Below are 24,991 nucleotides of genomic sequence, written 5' to 3'. Positions count from 1 at the left end.
AGGAATAACCATGGAAGCAAAAGCGGTTGCAAGAACAATCAGAATCGCACCTCGTAAAGTGAGATTAGTTTTAGATCTTATCAGAGGTAAAGAAGTAGCGGAAGCTATCGCTATTTTAAAATTAACAAACAAAGCATCATCACCAGTAGTTGAAAAGTTATTAATGTCAGCATTAGCTAATGCAGAACATAACTATGATATGAATATTGATACTTTAATCGTTAAAGAAGCTTATGCAAACGAAGGACCAACTTTAAAACGTTTCCGTCCACGTGCACAAGGTCGTGCAAGTGCGATCAACAAACGTACAAGCCACATCACAATCGTTGTTGGCGACAAAGAAGTAAAAACTTCAAACAAAGCAGTAACTACAGAAGAAGCAAAATAATTTCAATCTCATTAAGGAGGGAATACAGTGGGTCAAAAAATTAATCCTATCGGACTTCGTGTCGGAATCATTCGTGACTGGGATGCGAAATGGTATGCAGAAAAAGATTTCGCTACTCTATTACATGAAGACTTAAAAGTTCGTAAATATATCGCAGAAAACTTAAAAGACGCTTCTGTTTCTCGTGTAGAAATCGAACGCGCAGCGAACCGTGTAAACATCGCTATCCACACTGGTAAACCTGGTATGGTTATCGGTAAAGGCGGATCAGAAATCGAAAAATTACGTAACGCATTAAACAGCTTAACTGGTAAACGTGTTCACATCAACGTTATTGAAATCAAAAAGGTTGATATGGATGCTACATTAGTTGCGGAAAACATTGCACGTCAATTAGAAAACCGTGTATCATTCCGTCGTGCTCAAAAACAAGCGATCCAACGTGCTATGAAGTTAGGTGCTAAAGGTATCAAAACTCAAGTATCAGGTCGTTTAGGCGGCGCAGACATCGCGCGTGCTGAACAATATTCAGAAGGAACTGTTCCACTTCATACATTACGTGCTGACATTGATTACGCACATGCAGAAGCAGACACTACTTACGGTAAATTAGGTGTTAAAGTATGGATCTATCGTGGTGAAGTTCTTCCTACAAAGAAGTCTAGTGAAGGAGGAAAATAGTAATGTTATTACCTAAACGTGTAAAATACCGTCGTCAACATAGACCTAAAACAACTGGTCGTTCTAAAGGCGGAAACGAAGTAACATTTGGTGAATATGGTTTACAAGCAACTACAGCTGCTTGGATTACATCTCGTCAAATTGAATCAGCTCGTATTGCAATGACTCGTTACATGAAACGTGGCGGGAAAGTTTGGATTAAAATCTTCCCTCACACACCATATACTAAAAAACCATTAGAAGTACGTATGGGATCTGGTAAAGGTGCAGTTGAAGGATGGGTAGCAGTAGTAAAACCTGGACGTATTATGTTTGAAATCGCAGGCGTATCTGAAGAAGTAGCGCGCGAAGCATTACGTTTAGCATCTCACAAACTTCCAGTGAAAACTAAGTTTGTAAAACGTGAAGAATTGGGTGGTGACACAAATGAAAGCTAAGGAAATTAGAGATTTAACCACTTCAGAAATTGAAACTAAAGTAAAATCGCTTAAAGAGGAACTTTTCAACCTACGCTTTCAGTTAGCTACAGGTCAACTTGAAAATACAGCACGTATTCGCGAAGTGAAAAAATCAATCGCGCGTATGAAAACTGTTGTACGTGAAAGAGAAATCGAGCAACAAAAAACTGAACAAAAATAATTTTTAAGGAATAGGAGGGAACTCTTGTGAGCGAAAGAAACGATCGTAAAGTTTACACAGGTAAAGTTGTATCTGACAAAATGGATAAAACTATCACTGTTGTAGTTGAAACTTATAAAACACATTCTTTATACGGCAAACGTGTAAAGTACTCTAAAAAATATAAAGCACATGATGAAAACAACACAGCGAAAATGGGCGATATCGTAAAAATTATGGAAACACGTCCTTTATCAGCTACAAAACGCTTCCGTTTAGTAGAAGTTGTTGAAGAATCAATTATCATTTAATAAGTAAATTAGATAAAGGAGGTAACTCGAATGATCCAACAAGAATCACGCTTGAAAGTAGCAGATAACTCTGGTGCTCGTGAAGTATTAACTATTAAAGTATTAGGCGGATCTGGTCGTAAAACAGCTAACATCGGTGACGTAATCGTATGTACAGTTAAAAATGCTACACCAGGTGGCGTTGTTAAAAAAGGTGACGTTGTTAAAGCTGTTATCGTTCGTACTAAATCTGGTGTACGTCGTAACGACGGTTCATACATCAAATTTGACGAAAACGCTTGTGTTATCATCCGTGATGACAAAGGACCTCGTGGAACACGTATCTTTGGACCTGTTGCACGTGAATTACGTGAAGGTAACTTCATGAAAATCGTTTCATTAGCACCTGAAGTATTATAATAAACACTAATAAAGAGGAGGTGTCTACGACATGCATATTAAAAAAGGCGACAAAGTTATCGTTATCACAGGTAAAGATAAAGGTAAAACAGGAACAGTAATCGAAGCTCTTCCTAAAAAAGATCGCGTAGTTGTTGAAGGTGTAAACATCGCAAAAAAACACCAAAAACCTACTCAAATGAATCCTGAAGGCGGCATCGTTGAATTTGAAGCTGCAATTCACGTTTCAAATGTTATGTTAATTGACCCAAAAACAAACAAACCAACACGTGTTGGTACGAAAATAGAAGATGGCAAGAAAGTACGTGTAGCTAAGAAATCTGGAGAAATCATTAAATAATTATCTGGAAGGAGGTTCTCACATTGACACAAACACGTTTAAAAGAAAAATTCATTAAAGAAATCTCACCTGAAATGATGAAGAAATTTAATTACGCATCAGTGATGGAAGTACCAAAAATCGAAAAAATCGTAGTAAACATGGGTATCGGTGACGCTGTTCAAAACTCTAAAGTCTTAGACTCAGCAGTTGAAGAATTACAAGCAATCACTGGTCAAAAACCAATGGTTACACGTGCTAAAAAATCAATCGCAACATTCCGTTTACGTGAAGGTATGCCAATCGGAGCAAAAGTTACTTTACGTGGCGAAAGAATGTACGAATTCTTTGATAAATTAGTAAACGTTTCATTACCTCGTGTACGTGACTTCCGTGGTATCTCAAACAAAGCGTTTGACGGTCGCGGTAACTACACATTAGGTGTAAAAGAACAATTAATTTTCCCTGAAATCGATTATGATAAAGTAAGTAAAACACGCGGAATGGATATCGTTATCGTAACTACTGCTAACACTGACGAGGAAGCTCGTGAATTGTTAACACAATTCGGTATGCCATTTCAAAAGTAATCTCTAATATAAAAGGAGGCTAAATTTAGTGGCTAAAAAATCAATGATCGCTAAACAACAGCGTAAACAAAAATTTAAAGTACAAGAATACACTCGTTGTGAACGTTGCGGACGTCCACATTCAGTATTACGCAAATTCAAACTTTGCCGTATTTGTTTCCGTGAATTAGCTTATAAAGGTCAGATTCCTGGCGTTAAAAAAGCAAGCTGGTAAAATTCAAACCTGAAAGGAGGATATTTTAAATGACTATGTCAGATCCAATCGCAGATATGCTAACTCGCGTACGTAACGCAAACATGGTACGTCACGAGAAATTAGAATTACCTGCATCAAACATTAAAAAAGAAATCGCTGAAATCCTTAAACGTGAAGGATTCGTTAAAAGTGTTGAATATATTGAAGATGATAAACAAGGTGTTATCCGTATGTTCTTAAAATACGGTTCTAACAACGAACGTGTTATCACTGGTTTAAAACGTATCTCTAAACCTGGTTTACGTGTATACGCGAAAGCTGATGAATTACCAAAAGTATTAAATGGTTTAGGTATTGCATTAGTTTCAACTTCTGAAGGTGTATTAACTGATAAAGAAGCGCGTCAACGTAACATCGGTGGAGAAGTATTAGCTTACATCTGGTAAGAATTATTAAAGAAGGAGGTGCCGACTAATGAGTCGTGTTGGTAAGAAGATTATTGAAATCCCAGCTGGGGTTGACATTAAAATCGACGGTAATACTGTAACGGTTAAAGGACCTAAAGGTGAATTAACTAGAACATTTAACGAAGAAATGACATATAAATTAGAAGACAATACTTTAGAAGTAGTTCGTCCATCTGATTCTAAAGCTCATAAAACAATCCACGGAACTACACGTGCTTTAATCGCTAACATGGTTGAAGGTGTATCTAAAGGATTTGAAAAGAACTTAGAATTAATCGGGGTTGGTTACCGTGCTCAAATGCAAGGTAAAAACTTAATCCTTAACGTTGGATACTCTCACCCAATTGAAATCGTAGCTGAAGATGGTATTACATTATCAGTAGATAAAAATACGAAAGTAAAAGTTGAAGGTATTTCTAAAGAACGTGTTGGAGCAATCGCTTCAAATATCCGTGCTACTCGTCCTCCAGAGCCTTACAAAGGTAAAGGTGTACGTTACGAAGGCGAATATGTTCGTCGTAAAGAAGGTAAAACTGGTAAGTAATCTCTAAAATAGGAAAGGAGAATATTCATGATCACTAAAATCGATAAGAACAAAGTGCGTATGAAAAGACATGCTCGTGTACGTAGTAGATTAGCTGGTACTACTGAGCGTCCTCGTTTAAACGTATATCGTTCAAACAAACACATTTACGCACAAGTGATTGATGACGTTAAAGGTGTAACTTTAGCTCAAGCATCAACACAAGATAAAGGTTTAGGCTTAGAAGCTACTTCAAATGTTGAAGCAGCAGCTAAAGTCGGTGAAGCAGTTGCTAAATTAGCAGTAGAAAAAGGCGTTAAAGCAGTTGTATTCGACCGCGGAGGATATTTATTCCACGGACGTGTAAAAGCATTAGCTGATGCAGCACGCGAAAACGGTTTAGAATTTTAATAAAAGGAGGAACTCTTAATGCGTCGTGAAAAAGAAGTTAAAGAATTTGAAGAACGCGTAGTTACCATCAACCGTGTATCTAAAGTTGTTAAGGGTGGACGTCGTATGCGTTTCACTGCTTTAGTAGTTGTTGGAGATAAAAATGGTCGCGTTGGTTTCGGTACTGGTAAAGCACAAGAAGTACCAGAAGCGATTAAAAAAGCAATCGAAGATGCTAAGAAAAACTTAATCACTGTTCCTCGTGTTAAAGGTACAACACCTCACGAAGTTACAGGTAGATTCGGAGCAGGAAGCGTATTAATCAAACCTGCAGCACCTGGTACAGGAGTTATCGCTGGTGGTCCAGTCCGTGCCGTGTTAGAATTAGCTGGTATTACTGATATCTTAAGTAAATCATTAGGTTCAAATACACCAATCAACATGGTTCGCGCTACTGTTCAAGGTTTAAAAGAACTTAAAGTTGCTGAAGATGTGGCTAAATTACGTGGTAAATCAGTCGAAGAATTATACAATTAAGGAGGGCATAAACAATGGCTAAAATTAAGATTACCCTCACTCGTAGTATTATCGGTCGTCCTGAAACACAACGTAAAACTGTTAAAGCTTTAGGGCTTAACAAAATGCATCAAACAGTTGAAGTTGATGACAACCCTGCGATTCGTGGGCAAATTAACAAAGTAAGTCACTTAGTGACAGTAACAGAAGCATAAAATTTTTAAGAATAAGGAGGTGCCGAAATGAAATTACATGAAATGAAACCAGTTGAAGGCGCTCGTAAAGAACGTAACCGTGTTGGTCGCGGTATGGCTTCAGGTAATGGTAAAACAAGTGGACGTGGTCACAAAGGTCAAAAAGCACGTTCTGGTGGTGGAGTACGTTTAGGTTTTGAAGGTGGACAATTACCTTTATTCCGTCGTTTACCAAAACGTGGATTTACAAACATTAACCGTAAAGACTATGCGATTGTTAACTTAGATCAATTAAACCGTTTTGAAGAAGGTACAGAAGTAACACCAGCTTTACTTATTGAATCAGGTGTAGTATCTAACGAAAAATCAGGTATTAAAATTCTTGGTAATGGTGAATTAACAGCAAAGTTAACAGTAAAAGCTCATAAATTTTCAGCTTCAGCGAAAGAAGCAATTGAAGGTAAGGGCGGAACAACTGAGGTGATCTAATGTTTGATACGCTTATTAGTTTCTTTAAAGTAAAAGAAATACGTAGCAAAATCATCTTTACACTCGCAATGTTAATTATCTTTAAAATCGGAACATATATTCCGGTTCCAGGTGTCAACCCAGCAGCGTTTGAAAGTCAGACCAATAAAGGTATTACTGATTTGATGAATACGTTTGGTGGGGGAGCACTGCAAAACTTCTCCATTCTTGCAATGGGGATTATGCCCTACATTACTGCATCAATCGTCGTTCAATTACTGCAAATGGATGTTGTACCCAAGTTTACAGAATGGTCTAAACAAGGTGAAGTTGGACGTAAAAAGCTAACGCAATTTACGCGTTACTTCACAATTGTATTAGCATTCATTCAAGGGTTTGGTATGAGTTATAGTTTCAATAACATGTTAGGTGGTCAATTGATCACGAATACAAGTATATGGAACTTCATTCTTATCGCTATCGTGTTAACAGCAGGTACTGCATTTTTAATGTGGTTAGGTGAACAAATTACACAACACGGTGTTGGTAATGGTATTTCTATTATCATCTTCGGTGGTATTTTATCTTCTATTCCACCAGCGTTAATTCAGTTCTATCAACAATCATTTGTTGGTGCGAACGATACAACAATGGCAGTTTTAGAAGCGATTGGTATTTTTATTGGTATGATACTTCTTACTGCTTTTGCAGTATTCGTACTTCAAGCAGTTCGTAAAATTCCAATTCAATATGCGAAACGCACAACAGGTAACAGATTAGCACCACAAGCAACATTCTTACCGTTAAAGGTTAATGCTGCTGGGGTTATTCCGGTTATCTTTGCAATGGCGTTTTTCATGCTTCCGAAGACGTTACAATTACTCTTCCCGAAAGCGGATTGGGCAAAAACTTTAGCAGCACATTCTGATCCGGCACAGCCGATCGGTATGATTGTATATGTAATATTAATTATTGCATTTGCTTACTTTTATGCATTTGTTCAAGTTAATCCTGAACAAATGGCTGACAATTTAAGAAAACAGGGTAGTTACGTGCCGGGAATTCGTCCTGGTAAAAATACTCAAAACTATATTACAAAAGTTCTTTATCGTTTAACTTTTGTTGGTTCTTTATTCTTAGCAGGTATTGCAGTGTTACCATTAATCGTTTCAGATTTCTTAAACTTACCGCAATCATTACGCATTGGTGGAACAAGTTTATTAATCGTAATTGGGGTGGCATTAGAGACAATTGCTCAGTTAAAGGCTCAACTTGGTCAACGTGAATATAAAGGTTTTAAAAGACGTTAATGTCTGGAGGGCATTTTATGAATATCATTTTAATGGGCTTACCTGGCGCAGGTAAAGGGACTCAAGCGAGTGAAATTATTAAGAAATACCCAATTCCTCATATTTCTACTGGAGACATGTTCCGTGCAGCTATCAAAAATAATACTGAGCTTGGTCAAAAAGCAAAGTCATTTATGGATAACGGCGAACTTGTTCCAGATGAAGTTACGATTGGTATCGTTCGTGAAAGATTGTTAGAAGAAGATGCTAAACGCGGTTTCCTACTTGATGGTTTCCCAAGAACAGTTGAGCAGGCTGAAGCACTGAACGAAATGTTAGCTGCTGTGGATCGTAAGATTGAAGGCGTAATTAACATTGATGTTCAGGAAGAAGAATTGATGAACCGTTTAACGGGACGTCGTATTTGCGAAACTTGTGGGACAACTTATCATTTAGTGTTCAATCCACCTAAAGTAGAAGGTATTTGTGATATTGATGGTGGAAAGTTATATCAACGTGCAGATGATAATCCTGAAACAGTTCGTACACGTTTAGACGTAAACATTAAACAAACGAAACCATTACTTGATTTCTATACAAATCAAGGTGTGCTTTTCAATGTTGATGGTTCGAAAGACATTAAGGATGTTACTACTGAAGTTGAGAAGGTATTAAATCAGCTTTAATCGTTTACCGAGATTCACCTCCTGGTGAGTTGCTTAAGTGGATGTGATCAGTTGAATCAAGTAAGTATTGGTCAAATTGTCACGAGTAATCGTGGCAAAGATAAAGGGTTACCTGGAGTCATTATTGCTATTATCGATCATCGATTTGTACTTGTTGCAGACGGAGATAAACGGACTTATGAATATCCAAAGAAAAAGAACCTGTCGCATTTAATACTAAGTGATGAACACTCACCTGAAATTAAATCGAGTATTTCTGAAGCAGGTTTTGTAACAGACGCTAAATTACGTTACGTTTTGCAAAAATATACCGCTCGAATTTCGGAATCTTGATAAAAAGGGGGAATTTGAAAATGGCTAAACAAGATGTAATTGAATTAGAAGGTACTGTATTAGATACTTTACCAAATGCAATGTTTAAAGTAGAATTAGAAAATGGTCATGAGATCTTAGCGCATGTTAGCGGTAAAATTCGTATGAACTACATCCGTATTCTACCTGGCGACAAAGTAACTGTTGAAATGAGTCCTTACGATTTAACTCGTGGACGCATTACGTATCGTTATAAATAATAAGAACTCCAATATTAAATTAGGAGGTAAGAAACATGAAAGTTAGACCATCAGTAAAACCCATTTGTGAAAAATGTAAAGTTATTCGCAGAAAAGGTAAAGTAATGGTAATTTGTGAAAATCCAAAACACAAACAAAAACAAGGATAAGAAAACAGGAGGTGCAATATAAATGGCACGTATCGCAGGTGTAGACGTACCACGTGAGAAACGCGTAGTGATCGCATTAACTTACGTTTATGGTATTGGTAAAACAACAGCTCAAAAAATCTTAGCAGCTGCTAATGTTAACGAGAGTACTCGTGTGCGCGACTTAACAGAAGATGAATTAAACAGAATCCGTGAACAAGTAGATGGATACAAAGTTGAAGGTGACTTACGTCGTGAGATCAACTTAAACATCAAACGTTTAATGGAAATTGCTTCATACAGAGGTATTCGTCACCGTCGTGGTTTACCAACACGTGGACAAAATACTAAAAACAATGCACGTACTCGTAAAGGTCCAGTTAAGACCGTTGCTAACAAGAAGAAATAATAAGTAAAGGAGTGAGCTAAATGGCACGTAAACAAGTATCACGTAAGCGTAGAGTTAAAAAGAATATTGAGTCTGGTGTTGCACACATCCGTTCAACATTCAACAATACAATCGTAACAATTACTGATGAATTCGGTAATGCTTTATCATGGTCATCTGCTGGTGCGTTAGGTTTCAGAGGTTCTCGTAAATCTACACCATTCGCAGCTCAAATGGCATCAGAAACTGCATCTAAAGCAGCTATGGAACATGGTTTAAAAACTGTAGAAGTTACTGTTAAAGGACCTGGTCAAGGTCGTGAAGCAGCAATTCGTGCGTTACAATCAGCTGGTTTAGAAATTACAGCGATTAAAGACGTTACACCAGTACCACATAACGGTTGTCGTCCACCGAAACGTCGTCGCGTATAATTTTCAATTAGTATCAAAGACACTTATAATAGTATATGGAACTAAAATAAAATTATTCGACGTTGTTGAAGGAGGATTATTACATGATTGAAATCGAAAAACCTAGAATTGAGACAGTTGAAATTAGTGAAGATTCTAAATTCGGTAAATTCGTAGTTGAACCGTTAGAACGTGGTTATGGTACAACATTAGGAAACTCCTTACGTCGTATCCTATTATCTTCATTACCAGGTGCGGCTGTTAAGAATATTGAAATCGAAGGTGTCTTACATGAATTCTCAGCTGTTGAGAATGTAGTGGAAGATGTTACAACAATGATCATGAACATCAAAAAGCTTGCGCTTAAAATCTACTCTGATGAAGATAAAACGCTTGAAATTGATGTAAAAGATGAAGGCGTTGTTACTGCGAAAGATATTATGCATGACAGTGATGTTGAAATTTTAAATCCTGATTTAAAAATCGCAACAGTATCTAAAGGTGGACACTTAAAAATGCGTTTGGTAGCAAATGCAGGACGTGGTTACACTTTAGCTGAAGATAATAACACAAGTGATTTACCAATTGGAGTAATTCCAGTTGATTCAATCTACACACCAGTTGAGCGTGTAAACTACACAGTAGAGAATACACGTGTTGGTCAAAGTACTAACTTTGACAAATTAACTTTAGATGTATGGACTGATGGATCATTAACACCACAAGAAGCTATTTCTTTAGGTGCTAAGATTATGACAGAACATTTAAACATCTTCGTTGACTTAACTGATGAAGCACAAAATGCTGAAATCATGATTGAAAAAGAAGAAGATCACAAAGAAAAAGTACTTGAAATGTCGATTGAAGAACTTGATTTATCAGTTCGTTCTTATAACTGTCTGAAACGTGCAGGTATTAATTCTGTTCAGGAATTAGCCGACAAATCAGAAGCTGATATGATGAAAGTTCGTAACTTAGGACGCAAGTCTTTAGAAGAAGTTAAATTTAAATTAGAAGACTTAGGTCTTGGATTAAGAAAAGAAGACTAGTTAAAGGAGGTTACGATTCATGGGTTACAGAAAATTAGGTCGTACATCAGATCAACGTAAAGCTATGTTACGCGATTTAGCAACTTCTTTAATCGTTAACGAGCGAATCGAAACGACTGAAGCACGCGCGAAAGAATTACGTAAAATCGTAGAAAAATTAATTACTTTAGGTAAACGTGGAGACTTACATGCTCGCCGTCAAGCAGCTGAAGTTTTACGTCGTGTTGAAATTTTAAACGAAGATGAAACTACACAATTCGCAATTCAAAAATTATTCTCTGACATTGCTCCTCGTTACACAGAGCGTCAAGGTGGATATACTAGAATTATGAAAGTTGGACCACGTCGTGGAGACGGTTCAGAAATGGTTATCATCGAATTAGTATAATAATAATCATCATGGATTTAGGGATCACTTATCTTACACATACACACATAAGCAAATGAGTGCAACGATAATGTTTGCCACACACAGATATTGTCTAGCTCAGAGTACTTCGCCATAATAGAATAACGTTTTGCGTGACCTCTAGGCGGAGTGCGCGCTTTTTTCATTATTAAATCCGGAATTCCGGGTTTTTTATTTATATACAGACATTTTGTTTTGTGTTAATGATTTATGGTATAAATAATTAACAGAACATGAAATGTATTGATTTAAATTAAAAAAAGAAAGGTGAATGTATGGAACCGATCATTACAATAAACAATTTATCATATACTTATGATGGTCAGAGTATTCCCGCAATTGACGATCTTTCTTTAACGATTAATAAAGGCGAGTGGATATCCATTGTTGGTCATAACGGTTCAGGTAAGTCGACTTTACTTAAACTGATCGGTGGTATTGAACTTATCCAAAAAGGTGACATTACAATTAATAAAATCAAACTCAGAGAAGATACAATCCAATCTGTACATGAACAGTTAGGCATAGTATTTCAAAATCCGGATAACCAATTTGTTGGTGCAACAGTTGAAGATGACATTGCCTTCGGATTAGAAAATTATGGTGTCCCTCATGATGAAATGCATGTACGTGTAAATCAGGCTTTAGAGGCCGTTGAAATGTCACATATGAGAAGACATGAACCACATCATTTATCTGGTGGTCAGAAGCAGCGTGTAGCGATAGCAAGCGTATTGGCGCTACAACCTGAAATCATCATTTTAGACGAAGCGACATCAATGCTGGATCCTGAAGGACGTACTGAAATATTAAGAATAATAAAGCGTGTACAACAAACACATCGGCTTACAATTATACATATTACGCATCATCTGGAAGAAACGCTGGACAGTGATCGCATCTTTGTAATGAACAAAGGCAGTGTTGTGCTGTCCGGCACACCGGAAACGATATATAAAAGTGCTGATGAATTAATCTCTATAGGACTTGATTTGCCATTTGAAATGAAAGTAAATCGACTATTATTTAATCAGGATGAATTTATAACAACAGAGGAGTTGCTCAAGAAACTATGAAGATACAATTAAACGACGTTGGTTTTCATTATTCTAAAGACACTCCTTTTGAAGTTCGTGCTTTAACAGACATTAATATGACGTTTGTTGAGAATAAATTTTATGCGATTATCGGACATACTGGATCAGGTAAATCTACTGTGATTCAGCATTTAAATGCACTGATTAAACCGACAGAAGGTAACATCGATATTGATGGACAAGTGATAACTCACAAAACGAAGAATAAATATCTCAAACCTATACGAAAAAAAGTCGGGATGGTCTTTCAGTTTGCAGAGCAGCAATTATTTGAAGAAACTGTGCTTAAAGATATCATGTTTGGTCCTTTGAACTATGGTATAGCGGAAAAAGTTGCTGAGGCACGCGCACGTGAACTATTTAAATTATTTGGTATGGATGAGTCTGTCCTTCATAAAAGCCCGTTTGAGCTCTCTGGAGGGCAAATGCGACGTGTTGCAATAATGGGAGTACTTGCGATGAAACCTGATGTACTAATCGTTGATGAACCAACAGCAGGACTTGATCCGAGAGGACAACAGGAAATTATGACTTTGTTTCATCAGCTGCAGCAAGATTTAGGGATCACTGTTATATTAGTTACACATCAAATGGACCAGGCAGCCCGTGCTGATTATTTATATGTGATGCATCAAGGAGAGTTAGTAGATCAAGGTACACCTCAAGAAATATTCAGTAAAGATTTAACACACTTTGACATCCATCCACCTGAGATTACACAGTTACAAAGAAAGTTTGAAACAAAATATAATACTAAATTGCCATACACTGCGCTTTCGATAGAAGATTTTAATGCAATGTATCAAGAATGGAGGAAAAGCCATGCTTGATAAAATGATTCTTGGTAGATTTGTCCCAATTGACTCTTTCGTACATTCGTTAGATCCGAGAGCGAAGTTGATCTTTGTATTTATTATGACGATACTCGTTTTCTTTATGGATAACTGGTATGGTTATCTGTTTGGTTTTGTATTGGTATTCCTCATTATTAAATTATCTAATCTTAAATTTATGTTTGTTTTTAATGGTATTAAGCCTATCCTGTTTTTAATCATTTTTACATTTTTAATGCATGTCTTTTTGACGAAGGGCGGCAGAACATTATTCGACTGGGGAATATTTAATATTCAAATGGATGGTGTGTTGATGGGGATAATGATTTCATTTCGCTTTATTATTATTATCTTCTTATCGACAGTAATGACACTCACGACAAGTCCAATCGCTTTGACTGATGCAATTGAATCAATATTAAATCCATTCAAGAAAATAAAGTTACCAGTACATGAACTTGCGCTAATGATGTCTATCGCTCTTCGTTTTATTCCAACATTGATGGATGAAACGCAGAAAGTAATGAAAGCACAAATGTCTCGAGGTAGTGATTTAGCGAGTGGGAACGCATTGCAACGCTTCAAAGCAATTGGACCATTGCTTATTCCGTTATTTGTATCAGCATTTAAACGCGCAGATGATTTAGCGATTGCCATGGAAGTAAGAGGATATAAAGGAGACACTGGACGCACAAAATATCGACAACTTAAATGGCAAACGAAAGATACACTTACGATACTTACACTTATTCCAATCGGTGTCATCATATTTATATTAAGGAGCATCACATAAATGGAACGCATATTGTTACAACTCTCATATAACGGTGCGGACTTTCAGGGATTTCAAATTCAGAATGAAGGTCGCACTGTGCAATATGAATTAGAACGTATATTAAAACGCATGCATAAAGATTTTATCAGAATTCATCCGTCCTCTCGAACAGATAAAGGTGTACATGCATTGATGCAGTACGTCCATTTCGATACACCATTGTCACTACCGACAAATAAATGGCAACATGCCTTTAATTCTGCATTACCAGACGATATATATATCAATCAAGTGACAAAGATTAATGCAGATTTTCATTCCCGTTATGACTGTTTAGGTAAAGCATATCGCTATAAAGTTTATAAAGCGCCTCATAGAGATGTGCTGAAAAGAGGCATTGAAACGCATATTACTGAAACACTAGATACTCGAAAGATGAATGAAGCGGCAAATTACTTCATTGGCACACACGACTTTACATCGTTTTGTTCGGCGAAGACAGAAATTGAGAACAAAGAACGTACAATGTATAAATTTGAAGTGATAGAAACTGATACAGGTTATGAATTCTTCGTCATTGGAAGCGGCTTTCTTTATAACATGGTCCGTATTATGGTGCATTTCTTAATGGACGTGGGACGAGGAAAAAGACAAGGGTCAGAAATACCCGCAATCATTGCAGCCAGTGATAGAACGAAAGCAGGAAAGACAGCGCCAGCTGAAGGATTATATTTAGAAAAGATCTATCTGTCACCTGAAGAACTCACACAAGATATACCGAAAGGGACAACCATCACACTTAAACCAACCCGCAGACAATTAACACCACAATCTTAAATCCGTTATAACGAATAAAAATAAATAAAAAGAATTTGGGAATAAGATTGACAAACACCCTTGAAATGTTATAAGATAGACAACGGTATTGTTTAATATCAACCACGACAATAAGCCCCGGAAACTTATTGTGTTACAGATATATAAGCAGGATTCAGAGGGAATTTTTTTTATTTTAGGAGGAAAATATAATGCGTCAAACATTCATGGCAAACGAAGCAAACATTGACCGCAAATGGTACGTAATTGATGCTGAAGGTAAGACTATGGGTCGCCTTTCATCAGAAGTTGCATCAATCTTACGCGGTAAACATAAACCAACATTCACACCACACGTAGATTGTGGAGATCACGTTATCTTAATTAACGCTGAAAAAATCTATTTATCAGGTAACAAAGCAGAAGATAAAATTTACTACCGTCACTCATTACACCCAGGTGGAATTAAATCTATCTCAGCTGGTGAATTACGTGAGAAAAACCCAGTTCGTTTAATGGAAACATCAATTAAAGGTATGTTACCAAAAGGTTCTTTAGGCGACAAAATGTTCAAAAAATTACATGTTTATGCTGGAGCAGAGCATCCACATGCAGCACAACAACCTGAAAACTACGAGTTACGTGGTTAATTAAGAGGAGGACAATACATTGGCACAAGTTGAATATAAAGGCACAGGCCGTCGTAAACATTCAGTAGCACGTGTTCGTTTAATTCCTGGAGAAGGAAACATCACAATCAACAACCGTGACGTACGTGACTACTTACCATTCGAATCATTAATCTTAGACTTAAACCAACCATTCGATATTACTGAAACTAAAGGTAACTATGACGTTTTAGTAAACGTTAAAGGTGGCGGTTTAACTGGACAAGCACAAGCAATCCGTCATGGTATTTCTCGTGCATTATTAGAAGCAGATCCTGAGTACCGTGGATCATTAAAACGCGCAGGCATGTTAACACGTGACCCACGTATGAAAGAACGTAAAAAACCAGGTCTTAAAGGCGCTCGTCGTTCACCACAGTTCTCAAAACGTTAATATCGTTGTTATATCAACGTTTACAGCACTTCTCGAAAATACTCGAGAGGTGCTTTTTTATATGGTTTTTGCATGGATGTTACCCCTTAAATACCCCTCGAATTATTTTCTTTTGTTTTTATTCTTGAAATTTGATTTATCTGTAGCTATTTTAGAAAATCTTTTAAGACGATTCTTTCTTTTAAATATCATAACTTCCATATTTACTTCACTTTTTACTTTCTTAAATAAAGGTGCTTTTTCAGGATTTTTATCAAGATAATCTTCTATATATTTTTGTATAGCAGTTTGACCCATAAAAATACCTCCTGATATTATTTAAAAATCAATATATTTATGAAAAACTTCAGCTAACTTTTCTCTAGATGATTGAGTAATATGAGTATAGATATCCATTGTTGTCTTAATATCACTATGTCCTAATCTTGATTGTACATCCTTCAGTTTTGCACCAGATTCAAATAATAGCGATGCATGAGTATGTCTGAAGCCATGAACGTGTATCTTATGTAAATCCTTATGCCGATTAAAGAATGCTTCTAATTTGTCGTTAGGAGTAGATACACGCATGTACTTCATTTGATTAAGTCTAGTATGATAAGTTGCAAAAATAGGCTGATTTTTGTCCTCATCTACCTCAAAACCATATTCTTTATATTGATTTACTTGTTCACGTTTCCATTCTTTTAATAATTGAATTGTAATTTCGTCAATATCTAACCATCTATATGACTCTCTTGTCTTTGGTGGTTGAAGAATATGCTTGTTATTTACTTTTGCTAATGTCTTTTGAACATATAAATCTTTTGTTTTAAAGTTTATATCAGACCAGTGCAAAGCTAATACTTCTCCTTTACGCATACCTGTAAAAGCGAGTAGGCGAAATAGACAAGTAGCTTGTAAATTGTTTTCTTGATCCAAGTACTGCATAAATAATTTTAGTTCATCTTTAGTGAGAAAATTTCTTTCTTTTTCGATGAATACTTTATCTTCGCTACGACTAGGTAAAGTAATATACTCCATAGGATTACTGTCGATTAACTCTAGCTTCATAGCATAGTTGAAAACAAGTCTTGCTTGTATAACATAGTCATTAAAAGCCTTCATTTCATTCGCCCATTCATTGACTACAGTTTGACAATAAACACGAGAAATCTCTTTGATAGGCATTCTTCCAAACTTCGGCAAGATGCGTTTATTAAACTTACTTTCTTTACTAGCTAGTGTAGTACCTCTTATTTCATTCTTATGGTTTTCTAACCATAACAAATAAACATCCTTATAAGTATATTTGTTGATTGACTGTGTGGCTTTTTCTAAGCCCATTAATTGTAACTTTCGCAGCCCTATTTGAGCTTCTCTCAACGTTTCATAACTTCTGCTAGTTCTTTTCTTTTTCCCTGTCACTTTATCTACACCAAGATATACGTTAAATTTATAGCGAATTTCTCCACTTTTTAATGTTATTTTTTTTATATTTGTCATTTTAACCCTTCCTTATTTGCTGGCCGGCAGTAAGGGGATTATAGAGTGAAATATAATATTAAATTGCTATCTTCATTAATTTCAATATCAAAAAAAGAATAATGATAATTTATTAAAGGTATATTAGGAAAAATTTCGTATTTCCAATTTTCCAATTCATAATTTTCAGCAAGACTGCTATTTTTAAAATTTATTAGAGAAATTTCAAAGGTATCATCAAGCATATGACTTCTTACTTGATTAGAATAAAGTTCTCTGTTCTCTATATTTAAAGATTTATAAAGTTCCTTATAGTTAATATAAAACTTATCTTCTATCGAATAATAATTTTGATCAATAAGAAAATAATTTGTTGTTAAAGTATATGCTAAAGAGTAGTAAAAATTATTGTATAACTTTAGTTGATAAAGAGTAAGTTCTTTGAAATTAATGGGACTGTCAGATGGAATATCTATTGATTGAATATTAATAAAAACTTTTTTATCTCCATTTCTACTTTCTAAAGTTTCGAAATAATAATTAATAGTCAAAGAATGAGTATCAATTTTTTCAAGCCCAATTTCAAATGCATCATTAGGGAGGTCTTTTTCATATTCTATAAATGAATTTAAATCTAGTTTGCATGTATATGAATCTGAGCCACTATCATAGATTACTTGATCATAAGGTACCAAGTTAAAAATTATAGGCGATAGCTCTATAATCTCATGTAATTTAGCATCTAAAGCACGTGATATTTTTTCAAGCGTTCCATAATGTACACTTTCAGTTTTCTGATTCTGAAAAAAACTTAAAGTTTTTGGATTTATATTGGTTAATTTACTTAATTCATTTAGAGTCATGTTTCTTTGTTTTAATAATTCTTTTAATTTTACTTTTATCATATTAATCCTCCTTATATTCTATAATAGAATGCTATTACAAATAAGTAAATACCAAGTTGCTTTAAAATAAAATCACTTGACATTATAAAGTTTAACCATTAATATTACGATAAGGTAATATTAAATTATCTTAATTATAAATACAAGGAGGTGAAAGAATGAATAATCAACTTTACATACCATTAAAGTTAGAAGAGACTTCACTCAAATTATTGGAAGATATTTTTAAAAGTATAGCTGAGAATATTATTCAACAAATAGAAGATGAAAAAAATATTCAAGTTTATATGAATAAAAAGCAAGCATCTTCATATTTAGGAGTAAGTTTTAATACTTTAAAAAAGTTTATCGAAGAAGGTTTACCTGTAATTGATGTAAGTGGTATTCAAATGATTAGAAGACAAGATATAGATAATTTTTTAGAATCAAAAATAAAATAGCTGGCTGGCAGTAAGGTTTAATCTTTAAAAAAGTTGGTGATTGATATAAAAAAAATAGAAATATTAAGAAGATGGATTACTATAATTTCAGGAAATGATAATTATATTTTAGTGAACAGATTCTATTTAGAATTCATGGAAGATTTACAAGGGGCGGTATTCTTGTCTCAACTAACATTTTGGGCGGATAAAGGTAAAAATAAAGAAGGATGGATTTATAAGACGCAAGATCAATGGTTTAAAGAGACAGGTATAAAAAAATTTAAAATTGCACAAATAACAAGAGAATTAGAAAGTAGAGGAATTATAGAAACAAGAGTAATGAAAGTAAATGGAAACCCTATTAAGCATTATCGTCTACTGTATGATAATTATTTAGAGGAAGTAGAATCAGTGTTAGAAAATAAACAAATGAATATTGATATTCTAAAAACAGAAAAACGAAAATCTGAAAACAGAAAAAGGATTAGTGAAAATCAAAAAAAGGAATTTGTAAAAACAGAAAAAGGTAAGTCTAAAAACGGTATTTTTTCTATTACAGAAGATACATTAACAGAGAAAACTACAGAAATAGCAACGAATCGCTATATTAATACAATTAGTTTAGTAGCAATTAGTTATATAAACAAATTAACAGATCGCTCATATAAATTTAATAATCAATCTTATATAAAATTAATAAGTGATTTAATAAATGAAAATTATAACATAATTGATTTGATTGAAGTAGTTGAGAAAAAATATTATGAATGGAGGAATGATAGAAAGTTCAATAAACTAATAAGGCCAGAAACACTTTTTAAATATGAGAACTTCAAAAAATATGTTGGAGAAGACTTTGCAAATAATATCGAAGTCACACCAAAATTTATTTTAATTGAAAATAAAAAGAATCTTTGTGAGTCAATTTTAAATTTTATTACTAAGTTAGAAAAAGAAATTGAATCAGAAGAAGACTACGAATTCGATCGGCTAAAATCAGAAATTCATAGTCTATGTGAAGAGTTATGAAATAACTCTATCTAAAATATTAACATAATAAATAATGAATTTGTAATTTATGCTTAAATCAATAGAACATTTTTGTTCTATTGATTTTTAGTACATGAGCATAAGAGAAAGTGATATCACGTCGCCCTCTGGGACGAATTTCGGCAGAGCCGAACGTGATTAAATCGGCAGTGCCGATTACTTTCTATATATGTGAAATCTACGTATATGGTGATATCACAATTTTAACTAATCATTTATATGTCACATATACATTTTATTACAACACGTATATATCACATATACACACCATGTATATTAAATATATGTGATATATACATTGAGTAATAATTATTGAAAAACATGGTATATGTGAAATCCACGTATAGAATGAATTTTTAAATAATTGAATATGTGTGATATCCACATATATAAAGATTTTTAATCAAAAAGCTTATTGATGAATTTAATATTTAGACATTAGGTACAAATTATTTTATTAAAATTGTTGAAAGAATAACAAAGACATAAGCACTTGTTGCATTAATTAAAACAAAAAAACCTTAAAAAAGGAGATATGAATATGGAAAGAAGAGGAACGAACAAAACTTATTATCTAAATGATAGTACGCTAAATAAAATTGATGAGTTAAAAGAAGAAAAAGGATTTGCAAATATGAATCAAGTTTTGACTTATCTCTTTGAAAAAGAAGAACAAGCATTAGAAGATAATTATAACTTAAAAAGTATCAATGATAGATTGTCTACAATTGATAAAAAATCAGAAATGATTTTAGAAATCGTTTCGTGGAGCGCTGACAGACATGATCATATTCCAATGCTTTCTTTTAAAGAAGGTCAAAATATTAGTTACAATAAAGCAAAAGAATTCGTTGAAGAAAAACAAATGAAAGCACCAATCAAAAAGAAAAGTTCATTCTTTCTATAAACAATTTAATATGAAATTGGAAAGATGATTTTAAAAAGGAGAATATGATGAACTTTATTACGAACTATTTAAGAGGATTAAATATCTTTCGTCTTATCAAATCAGTTCTATTTGCTTTTTTGGTAAGTGCGATTATATATATGTATCAACAAGCCTATGGAGAAGTTGGACATAAAACTCCAGGAATTATTATGAATACTTTATTATTACATAGTCCATTTTCTTATTATGTAATGTTTGATATTAAAAGTGGTGCGAATACATTTACCGGTACTAGAGTCTATTATATTACTAGAGATACATTAGCTTTTTATGGATTGTTCAAGATCGTTGGAATTGTTATATGGGGAACAGTATTTTTATTCTTGTCGCCAATTTTTACATATATTCATTTCAAAGATGTTAGTAAGTATGGTCAGTATAAATCACAAAATAAATGATAAAATTGTATTGATAATAATTTTTCAACTACTACAGAGGTGAAAATTATGCAAAAGATAATTAGAAGTATTGCACACTGTTAAATTTGTGATGATGTAATTGAATCAAAGCACACACATGATTATGTCATGTGTAAATGTGGTGCAATCTTTTTAGATGGTATTAAAGAGTATCAAAGGTAAGGATGGTGGCCAGAGAAAGTACAAGGAAAAACTAGAGATGAAATAATAGATTTTAGTCTTTCAGAGTACGAGAATGAAGAATAGCAAATACAAGTTCTTTTAATATTAGAAAGGAGTCGACAAATATGAACCTCAAAGGAAAAACTATTAATGACTTCACACAAGAACAAAGAGATAAGATGACAGGCGATCAAAGAAGAGAACTAAGAGCAAATACAAGATTAATAATGAAACAAAATGGTTATTATGATGATGTCAGAAGATTGCGTAAAGACAATCCACTTCGTGAAGATGATAAAATGGATTATTTTTTCGGTAAATCAATAGGTATATTTGAATAGTAGATATATAAGTTATGATTAACTAATAAACTAAGGTGTGATGATATGCTTGAAGTTGACAAAGAAAAAATTCAAAAAATGCTTGAAAGTGATTTGACTTCGGATGAAATAGCCGAATATTCAGGAATAGCGTATACTACTGCGAGAGAATTAAAAGATGGAATTACAAGTATTGATGAAGCATCATTTAGAACACAAGTTAAATTAACATATGGATATAAAATAGCATTTGAAGGGCATGTGCCTGAAGAAGTTAGCTTAAAAAGAAGAATAGCGATAGTTGATGCAGCAATAGGAATAAATAAAATTGATGGTCTTGTATTAACGGATGAATATATAGAAAAAATGTACGATATGGCACATGGAAGAATTAAGCGATCTGAATTTGCTGAGTACGTACTACAAGAGACAACAAAAAGTGATTGATGAACCAATATAATTATTTGATTTGGCCACCTATTTTAGGTGGCTTTTTAACATGAGAAGTATAGTTTTAATGGCAAAAAGAAAATATTAGAACATTTATCGAATAGATAAAAATGATATACTTGAAGAAAAGTATAAATATAAAAAGTACAGATATTCAAAAAGGGGAAATAGAATGGGGAAGATTATATGAAACATATCATAACAACTCATACAATCCCTCAGTATTAGAATATAAACTTTCAAGTTTATATGAAGATAGTGATGTTTCAAGGAAGGCAGGAATTTATGAGTATTTATTAAGCGGAGAAAAATTAGAATTTATAAAATTACTTTCTATTAGAGTTTTCACTGAAACTGATAAAAAATCGAAGTATCAAGAGCAAACTAATTCTGCAAGAAAAAATGGCGTTTCTAATTGCCCAATTTGTAATACAGATATACAATATGAGCACCAAACACATATATGGAATTATAAAGATATGGCTGGTGATCACATAATTCCATGGAGTAAAGGTGGTAAAACAGAACGTAAAAATCTGCAAATGTTATGTAAACATCATAATAGCTTAAAATCCAATTATTAAAAAAATGAAAAATATAAAGTGGTGAGCTTTTGGAGAAAAGTGAAGAATTCAATGTAATAATAAAAAACTTTTATGAAAGAAATAATATAAGAGATAATATTGAAGATGATTATCTTCAAAATTTTAGAAATAAGTTTGGAAAATTTTTGAGTCAAGAAGGTCTAAAAGAAAACGATGAAATAAAACAAGAAATATTAAGTATAATAAGTAACGATTACTCATATTATAGCGAAGAATATACTGTAAAATACTTATCAAAACTTTACTCAAAGTTAATAGAGCATTTAGAAGGTAATGAATTGACAATTAACGATTGCCATTTTTCAGTAATTTTAAATAAAGATCCTGAGGTTTATAATAGTTCCGATGTTTTAACTTCATTATTTATGTCAATTAATAATATACCTAACAATCTGTGCAAATCATTTTCAAGAGCAGTGAATTATTATTATTCAGATGAACCGGTTGATATAAATATAGAAAAGCAATTATATATTGATTTTGAAAATATATTAGGGGAAAAAACGTATTTAATATTAATAGATGATTATTCAGGCACAGGAAAATCTATTAATGATTTTTTGAATGCAATTCAAAAATATATCAAAAATCTATATATAGAAATTTTAATTTTTTGTGCTCATATTACAGAAGAAGCTAAGGTAGAGATCGAGAACAACTTAAAAGATAATGGAATAGAATTTAGTATTTTGTATATAAATAAAACAGGAAAATATTTCAAAAACAAAGAAGAATTAGAGAAAAAGTTCGTTACTTTTGAGCGTAAAGTAGTTGAATCGGGCAAAAAAAATACTTTAGGATTCAAGAAAACTCAATCATTAATAACAAATTATAGAAATACACCCAACAATACTATTAGTCTGTTTTGGTATGAAAGTATTAATTGGAAACCACTATTTAAAAGAAATTCAAAAAATAGTAATATAAAATGGGTTGACAAAGTAAATGAAATTAAATGGTTTGTTAGTAGTAAAATTGTTAATGAGAAAGAAAGGGATTATATCATAGTATTATTATTTTTAAAGAATAATACTATGAAATCTGATTACTTTGAAATGGCAATAAAAAAAATTATTAAGTATAATAAAAATATATTGCAAGAATGCCTTGAAAATAAATATTTAACAACTAATAATGGAGTATATTATATTACTGAATTAGGACTAAGACTGTTGGAAAATAATCAGTTAAATGATGTTTCTTTAAAAACAATATTAGATGAATATAAAGCTGAAGGACTCCATTTGCAAAAGAATAAAAAGCTGAATGGGCCATTAATTTGAGTAAGAGTGTCTGATAAGCGAGTCGCTTAATCTATGAAGAAAGGTACACAATTGATTACAGTAATATTTTCTTCGAAAATCTTACTGTAAATAATTATTATATTTCTTTAATAATATTTTTGTATAATTATTTACATTCATTAGTAATTAGGGAGGCCCCTAATATCTAATGAATGTAATAATAAAAGATGAATTTTTAGTTTAGAGTTACTCAAATTTAATGTAAAAGCGTTCATGAGGAGAATTTAGTTGAAATATAAAGTAGAGGTATTTCCTGCAATAGATTCAATAGAAGATTTAAGAAATATGATAGGTGTTCAATCTAATTATTTCTATAAATGTTTATATTCAAACGAATATTTTTATAAGACTGTCAAAATTCCAAAACGAAGAAATGATGAATATAGAGAACTAACAATTCCGACAATGGCTTTAAAAAATATTCAAAGATGGATACTAGATAATATATTATATAAATTTTCAGTTCATCCTTGCGCTAAAGGTTTTGTGCCTGGGAAATCAATAATTGATAATGCTATTCCCCACATAAATAAAAAATATGTAGTGAAAATGGATGTTAAAAACTTTTTTCCTAGTATTAGTTTTAAGGATGTAAGAATACTATTCTTGAATTTAGGATATAAAATTGAAGTTGCCATAGCACTAGCAAATTTATGTACTTACAAAAATACATTGCCACAAGGATCACCTACAAGTCCATATATCGCAAATTTAATATTCTATAAAATTGACAAAAGAATTTCTGGTTTTTGCAATAAAAACAATTTAACATACACACGGTATGCTGATGATATAACTATATCGGGGAAAAGTAATATATCATTTAGTATCAAAATAATTAACCAAATATTAACTCAAAATAGATTTGAATTGAATGATAAAAAAACTAAAGTCTTAAAACCTGGTGATAGAAAAATAGTTACAGGAATTATAGTAAATGAAAAATTAACAATACCTAAAGATTTTATAAGAAATGTAAAAAGAGACCTCTATTATATTAATAGGTTTGGCTTATTAAATCATTTGAATTTCATTAGTATAGCAGAAGATAATAGTGAATATTATCTTAATAGTTTAAGTGGGAAAATTAGTTTTATTAAGATGGTTGATTATAAGCAAGGATATATACTACAAAATGAATTAGATAACATTATCGGATATAATGATAAGCATGAAGAAAAATATATTGATCTTGAAGATATAGATATTAAATGGGAAAAATTATAGTTTTTAAATATTCTTATATATTTCTATAGAGATAAATAATTTGGGTAAAATCCTGTTCATTTTCAAAACGATTTGCAACATAAATTTTGTTATTTTCAATAGTTAATTCTGCATGTACTACAGTATCATATTCTTCAGTC

The 24,991-nt window shown here is 33.0% G+C and carries 43 protein-coding genes; 40 read left to right on the top strand and 3 right to left on the bottom strand.

Going from position 1 to position 24,991, the window contains the following annotated elements; translation table 11 throughout:
- Positions 1–10: 10 nt before the first annotated feature.
- The 30 genes from rplV (at position 11) to rpsI (ending at position 15,574) form a co-directional block, all read left to right on the top strand.
- Positions 11–388 (top strand): 50S ribosomal protein L22, encoded by a 378-nt coding sequence (gene rplV, locus BHU61_RS10855; protein ID WP_099578987.1) that lies wholly within the window; start codon positions 11–13, stop codon positions 386–388.
- A 27-nt stretch (positions 389–415) separates the two neighbouring features.
- Complete coding sequence (gene rpsC, locus BHU61_RS10850; RefSeq protein ID WP_096077496.1) at positions 416–1,069, top strand: 30S ribosomal protein S3; 654 nt, start codon at positions 416–418, stop codon at positions 1,067–1,069.
- A gap of 2 nt (positions 1,070–1,071) precedes the next feature.
- Positions 1,072–1,506 carry a 50S ribosomal protein L16 gene (rplP, locus tag BHU61_RS10845; RefSeq protein WP_086041700.1) on the top strand — a complete coding sequence of 145 codons (435 nt, stop codon included), beginning with the start codon at positions 1,072–1,074 and terminating at the stop codon, positions 1,504–1,506.
- Positions 1,496–1,708 carry a 50S ribosomal protein L29 gene (rpmC, locus tag BHU61_RS10840; protein WP_041635771.1) on the top strand — a complete coding sequence of 71 codons (213 nt, stop codon included), beginning with the start codon at positions 1,496–1,498 and terminating at the stop codon, positions 1,706–1,708. Before rplP ends, rpmC begins: the two co-directional genes overlap by 11 nt.
- A 26-nt stretch (positions 1,709–1,734) precedes the next feature.
- Complete coding sequence (gene rpsQ / locus BHU61_RS10835; protein WP_096077495.1) at positions 1,735–1,998, top strand: 30S ribosomal protein S17; 264 nt, start codon at positions 1,735–1,737, stop codon at positions 1,996–1,998.
- 30 nt (positions 1,999–2,028) lie between these two features.
- Positions 2,029–2,397, top strand: a complete 369-nt coding sequence (gene rplN, locus BHU61_RS10830) for a 50S ribosomal protein L14 (protein WP_086041702.1) — start codon at positions 2,029–2,031, stop codon at positions 2,395–2,397.
- A 31-nt stretch (positions 2,398–2,428) separates the two neighbouring features.
- The gene (gene rplX, locus BHU61_RS10825; RefSeq protein ID WP_099578983.1) at positions 2,429–2,737 is read left to right on the top strand and encodes a 50S ribosomal protein L24; all 309 of its coding nucleotides are present in this window, start codon (positions 2,429–2,431) and stop codon (positions 2,735–2,737) included.
- A gap of 23 nt (positions 2,738–2,760) precedes the next feature.
- Positions 2,761–3,306, top strand: coding sequence for a 50S ribosomal protein L5 (gene rplE, locus BHU61_RS10820; RefSeq protein ID WP_096077493.1), 546 nt, complete (start codon positions 2,761–2,763; stop codon positions 3,304–3,306).
- 28 nt (positions 3,307–3,334) lie between these two features.
- Positions 3,335–3,520: a 30S ribosomal protein S14 gene (gene rpsN / locus BHU61_RS10815; RefSeq protein WP_036787751.1), complete on the top strand. Its 186-nt coding sequence runs from the start codon at positions 3,335–3,337 to the stop codon at positions 3,518–3,520.
- 29 nt (positions 3,521–3,549) lie between these two features.
- The gene (gene rpsH, locus BHU61_RS10810) at positions 3,550–3,948 is read left to right on the top strand and encodes a 30S ribosomal protein S8 (protein WP_096077492.1); all 399 of its coding nucleotides are present in this window, start codon (positions 3,550–3,552) and stop codon (positions 3,946–3,948) included.
- 28 nt (positions 3,949–3,976) lie between these two features.
- The gene (gene rplF / locus BHU61_RS10805; protein WP_099578981.1) at positions 3,977–4,513 is read left to right on the top strand and encodes a 50S ribosomal protein L6; all 537 of its coding nucleotides are present in this window, start codon (positions 3,977–3,979) and stop codon (positions 4,511–4,513) included.
- Between the two features lie 27 nt (positions 4,514–4,540).
- Positions 4,541–4,903 (top strand): 50S ribosomal protein L18, encoded by a 363-nt coding sequence (gene rplR, locus BHU61_RS10800; protein WP_096077490.1) that lies wholly within the window; start codon positions 4,541–4,543, stop codon positions 4,901–4,903.
- Between the two features lie 18 nt (positions 4,904–4,921).
- Positions 4,922–5,419: a 30S ribosomal protein S5 gene (gene rpsE / locus BHU61_RS10795; RefSeq protein WP_099578979.1), complete on the top strand. Its 498-nt coding sequence runs from the start codon at positions 4,922–4,924 to the stop codon at positions 5,417–5,419.
- Between the two features lie 14 nt (positions 5,420–5,433).
- On the top strand, positions 5,434–5,613 hold the full coding sequence (gene rpmD / locus BHU61_RS10790; RefSeq protein WP_099578977.1) for a 50S ribosomal protein L30: 180 nt from the start codon (positions 5,434–5,436) through the stop codon (positions 5,611–5,613).
- 27 nt (positions 5,614–5,640) lie between these two features.
- Positions 5,641–6,081, top strand: coding sequence for a 50S ribosomal protein L15 (gene rplO, locus BHU61_RS10785; protein WP_096077488.1), 441 nt, complete (start codon positions 5,641–5,643; stop codon positions 6,079–6,081).
- Positions 6,081–7,370: a preprotein translocase subunit SecY gene (secY, locus tag BHU61_RS10780; protein WP_111716800.1), complete on the top strand. Its 1,290-nt coding sequence runs from the start codon at positions 6,081–6,083 to the stop codon at positions 7,368–7,370. The genes rplO and secY overlap by 1 nt, the downstream gene beginning before the upstream one ends.
- 17 nt (positions 7,371–7,387) lie before the next feature.
- Positions 7,388–8,035: an adenylate kinase gene (locus BHU61_RS10775; protein ID WP_096077486.1), complete on the top strand. Its 648-nt coding sequence runs from the start codon at positions 7,388–7,390 to the stop codon at positions 8,033–8,035.
- A 51-nt stretch (positions 8,036–8,086) separates the two neighbouring features.
- Entirely contained in the window at positions 8,087–8,368 is a 282-nt protein-coding gene (locus BHU61_RS10770; protein ID WP_099578973.1) for a KOW domain-containing RNA-binding protein, read from the top strand.
- A 20-nt stretch (positions 8,369–8,388) separates the two neighbouring features.
- A complete protein-coding gene (gene infA, locus BHU61_RS10765; protein ID WP_001118443.1) occupies positions 8,389–8,607 on the top strand; it encodes a translation initiation factor IF-1 in 219 nt (72 codons plus the stop codon).
- A 35-nt stretch (positions 8,608–8,642) separates the two neighbouring features.
- Positions 8,643–8,756: a 50S ribosomal protein L36 gene (gene rpmJ / locus BHU61_RS10760; RefSeq protein ID WP_003156543.1), complete on the top strand. Its 114-nt coding sequence runs from the start codon at positions 8,643–8,645 to the stop codon at positions 8,754–8,756.
- A gap of 22 nt (positions 8,757–8,778) precedes the next feature.
- Positions 8,779–9,144, top strand: a complete 366-nt coding sequence (rpsM, locus tag BHU61_RS10755) for a 30S ribosomal protein S13 (protein ID WP_096077484.1) — start codon at positions 8,779–8,781, stop codon at positions 9,142–9,144.
- Positions 9,145–9,164: 20 nt separating this feature from the next.
- Positions 9,165–9,554, top strand: a complete 390-nt coding sequence (rpsK, locus tag BHU61_RS10750; protein WP_096077483.1) for a 30S ribosomal protein S11 — start codon at positions 9,165–9,167, stop codon at positions 9,552–9,554.
- A gap of 83 nt (positions 9,555–9,637) precedes the next feature.
- On the top strand, positions 9,638–10,582 hold the full coding sequence (locus BHU61_RS10745; RefSeq protein WP_099578971.1) for a DNA-directed RNA polymerase subunit alpha: 945 nt from the start codon (positions 9,638–9,640) through the stop codon (positions 10,580–10,582).
- A 19-nt stretch (positions 10,583–10,601) separates the two neighbouring features.
- Complete coding sequence (rplQ, locus tag BHU61_RS10740) at positions 10,602–10,970, top strand: 50S ribosomal protein L17 (RefSeq protein ID WP_096077481.1); 369 nt, start codon at positions 10,602–10,604, stop codon at positions 10,968–10,970.
- Between the two features lie 296 nt (positions 10,971–11,266).
- Positions 11,267–12,067 (top strand): energy-coupling factor transporter ATPase, encoded by an 801-nt coding sequence (locus BHU61_RS10735; RefSeq protein ID WP_111716798.1) that lies wholly within the window; start codon positions 11,267–11,269, stop codon positions 12,065–12,067.
- Positions 12,064–12,918 (top strand): energy-coupling factor transporter ATPase, encoded by an 855-nt coding sequence (locus BHU61_RS10730; protein WP_111716796.1) that lies wholly within the window; start codon positions 12,064–12,066, stop codon positions 12,916–12,918. Before BHU61_RS10735 ends, BHU61_RS10730 begins: the two co-directional genes overlap by 4 nt.
- Positions 12,911–13,714 (top strand): energy-coupling factor transporter transmembrane component T family protein, encoded by an 804-nt coding sequence (locus tag BHU61_RS10725; RefSeq protein WP_111716794.1) that lies wholly within the window; start codon positions 12,911–12,913, stop codon positions 13,712–13,714. Before BHU61_RS10730 ends, BHU61_RS10725 begins: the two co-directional genes overlap by 8 nt.
- On the top strand, positions 13,715–14,533 hold the full coding sequence (gene truA / locus BHU61_RS10720) for a tRNA pseudouridine(38-40) synthase TruA (protein ID WP_111716792.1): 819 nt from the start codon (positions 13,715–13,717) through the stop codon (positions 14,531–14,533).
- A gap of 191 nt (positions 14,534–14,724) precedes the next feature.
- Positions 14,725–15,162, top strand: coding sequence for a 50S ribosomal protein L13 (rplM, locus tag BHU61_RS10715; RefSeq protein ID WP_096077476.1), 438 nt, complete (start codon positions 14,725–14,727; stop codon positions 15,160–15,162).
- A 19-nt stretch (positions 15,163–15,181) separates the two neighbouring features.
- Entirely contained in the window at positions 15,182–15,574 is a 393-nt protein-coding gene (gene rpsI, locus BHU61_RS10710) for a 30S ribosomal protein S9 (protein ID WP_096077475.1), read from the top strand.
- Positions 15,575–15,676: 102 nt separating this feature from the next.
- Here rpsI and BHU61_RS10705 read toward each other — a convergent pair whose 3' ends face one another.
- From BHU61_RS10705 to BHU61_RS10695, 3 genes are read right to left on the bottom strand one after another with little or no spacing between them, the layout of a single operon-like run.
- Positions 15,677–15,871, bottom strand: a complete 195-nt coding sequence (locus BHU61_RS10705) for a hypothetical protein (RefSeq protein WP_111716790.1) — start codon at positions 15,869–15,871, stop codon at positions 15,677–15,679.
- Positions 15,872–15,892: 21 nt separating this feature from the next.
- On the bottom strand, positions 15,893–17,059 hold the full coding sequence (locus BHU61_RS10700; protein ID WP_111716788.1) for a tyrosine-type recombinase/integrase: 1,167 nt from the start codon (positions 17,057–17,059) through the stop codon (positions 15,893–15,895).
- A gap of 38 nt (positions 17,060–17,097) precedes the next feature.
- Entirely contained in the window at positions 17,098–17,943 is an 846-nt protein-coding gene (locus BHU61_RS10695; RefSeq protein WP_111716787.1) for a helix-turn-helix domain-containing protein, read from the bottom strand.
- A 158-nt stretch (positions 17,944–18,101) separates the two neighbouring features.
- On the opposite strand from BHU61_RS10695, the gene BHU61_RS10690 reads away from it, so the two are divergent.
- From BHU61_RS10690 to BHU61_RS10645, 10 genes are all read left to right on the top strand, one after another.
- Positions 18,102–18,383 (top strand): helix-turn-helix domain-containing protein, encoded by a 282-nt coding sequence (locus BHU61_RS10690; RefSeq protein WP_111716785.1) that lies wholly within the window; start codon positions 18,102–18,104, stop codon positions 18,381–18,383.
- Between the two features lie 162 nt (positions 18,384–18,545).
- On the top strand, positions 18,546–19,394 hold the full coding sequence (locus tag BHU61_RS10685; protein WP_170122540.1) for a conserved phage C-terminal domain-containing protein: 849 nt from the start codon (positions 18,546–18,548) through the stop codon (positions 19,392–19,394).
- Between the two features lie 562 nt (positions 19,395–19,956).
- Positions 19,957–20,322 (top strand): hypothetical protein, encoded by a 366-nt coding sequence (locus BHU61_RS10680; protein WP_111716781.1) that lies wholly within the window; start codon positions 19,957–19,959, stop codon positions 20,320–20,322.
- A gap of 47 nt (positions 20,323–20,369) precedes the next feature.
- Entirely contained in the window at positions 20,370–20,762 is a 393-nt protein-coding gene (locus tag BHU61_RS10675) for a hypothetical protein (protein WP_111716779.1), read from the top strand.
- Between the two features lie 84 nt (positions 20,763–20,846).
- The gene (locus BHU61_RS13770; protein ID WP_420870477.1) at positions 20,847–20,945 is read left to right on the top strand and encodes a DUF7695 domain-containing protein; all 99 of its coding nucleotides are present in this window, start codon (positions 20,847–20,849) and stop codon (positions 20,943–20,945) included.
- 125 nt (positions 20,946–21,070) lie between these two features.
- Entirely contained in the window at positions 21,071–21,286 is a 216-nt protein-coding gene (locus tag BHU61_RS10665; protein ID WP_111716777.1) for a hypothetical protein, read from the top strand.
- Positions 21,287–21,331: 45 nt separating this feature from the next.
- Positions 21,332–21,712: a hypothetical protein gene (locus BHU61_RS10660; protein WP_111716776.1), complete on the top strand. Its 381-nt coding sequence runs from the start codon at positions 21,332–21,334 to the stop codon at positions 21,710–21,712.
- A gap of 122 nt (positions 21,713–21,834) precedes the next feature.
- Positions 21,835–22,299 (top strand): HNH endonuclease, encoded by a 465-nt coding sequence (locus tag BHU61_RS13625; RefSeq protein ID WP_242444252.1) that lies wholly within the window; start codon positions 21,835–21,837, stop codon positions 22,297–22,299.
- A 29-nt stretch (positions 22,300–22,328) separates the two neighbouring features.
- Positions 22,329–23,603, top strand: coding sequence for a phosphoribosyltransferase-like protein (locus BHU61_RS10650; RefSeq protein WP_111716774.1), 1,275 nt, complete (start codon positions 22,329–22,331; stop codon positions 23,601–23,603).
- A 249-nt stretch (positions 23,604–23,852) separates the two neighbouring features.
- Complete coding sequence (locus BHU61_RS10645) at positions 23,853–24,851, top strand: retron St85 family RNA-directed DNA polymerase (RefSeq protein ID WP_242444251.1); 999 nt, start codon at positions 23,853–23,855, stop codon at positions 24,849–24,851.
- The last annotated feature ends 140 nt before the right edge of the window (positions 24,852–24,991 follow it).

The organism is Macrococcus epidermidis (assembly GCF_003259695.1).
Lineage (GTDB): Bacteria > Bacillota > Bacilli > Staphylococcales > Staphylococcaceae > Macrococcoides > Macrococcoides epidermidis.
Note: the sequence above shows the minus strand (reverse complement) of the source record. Positions and strands in the feature narration are given on the sequence as shown.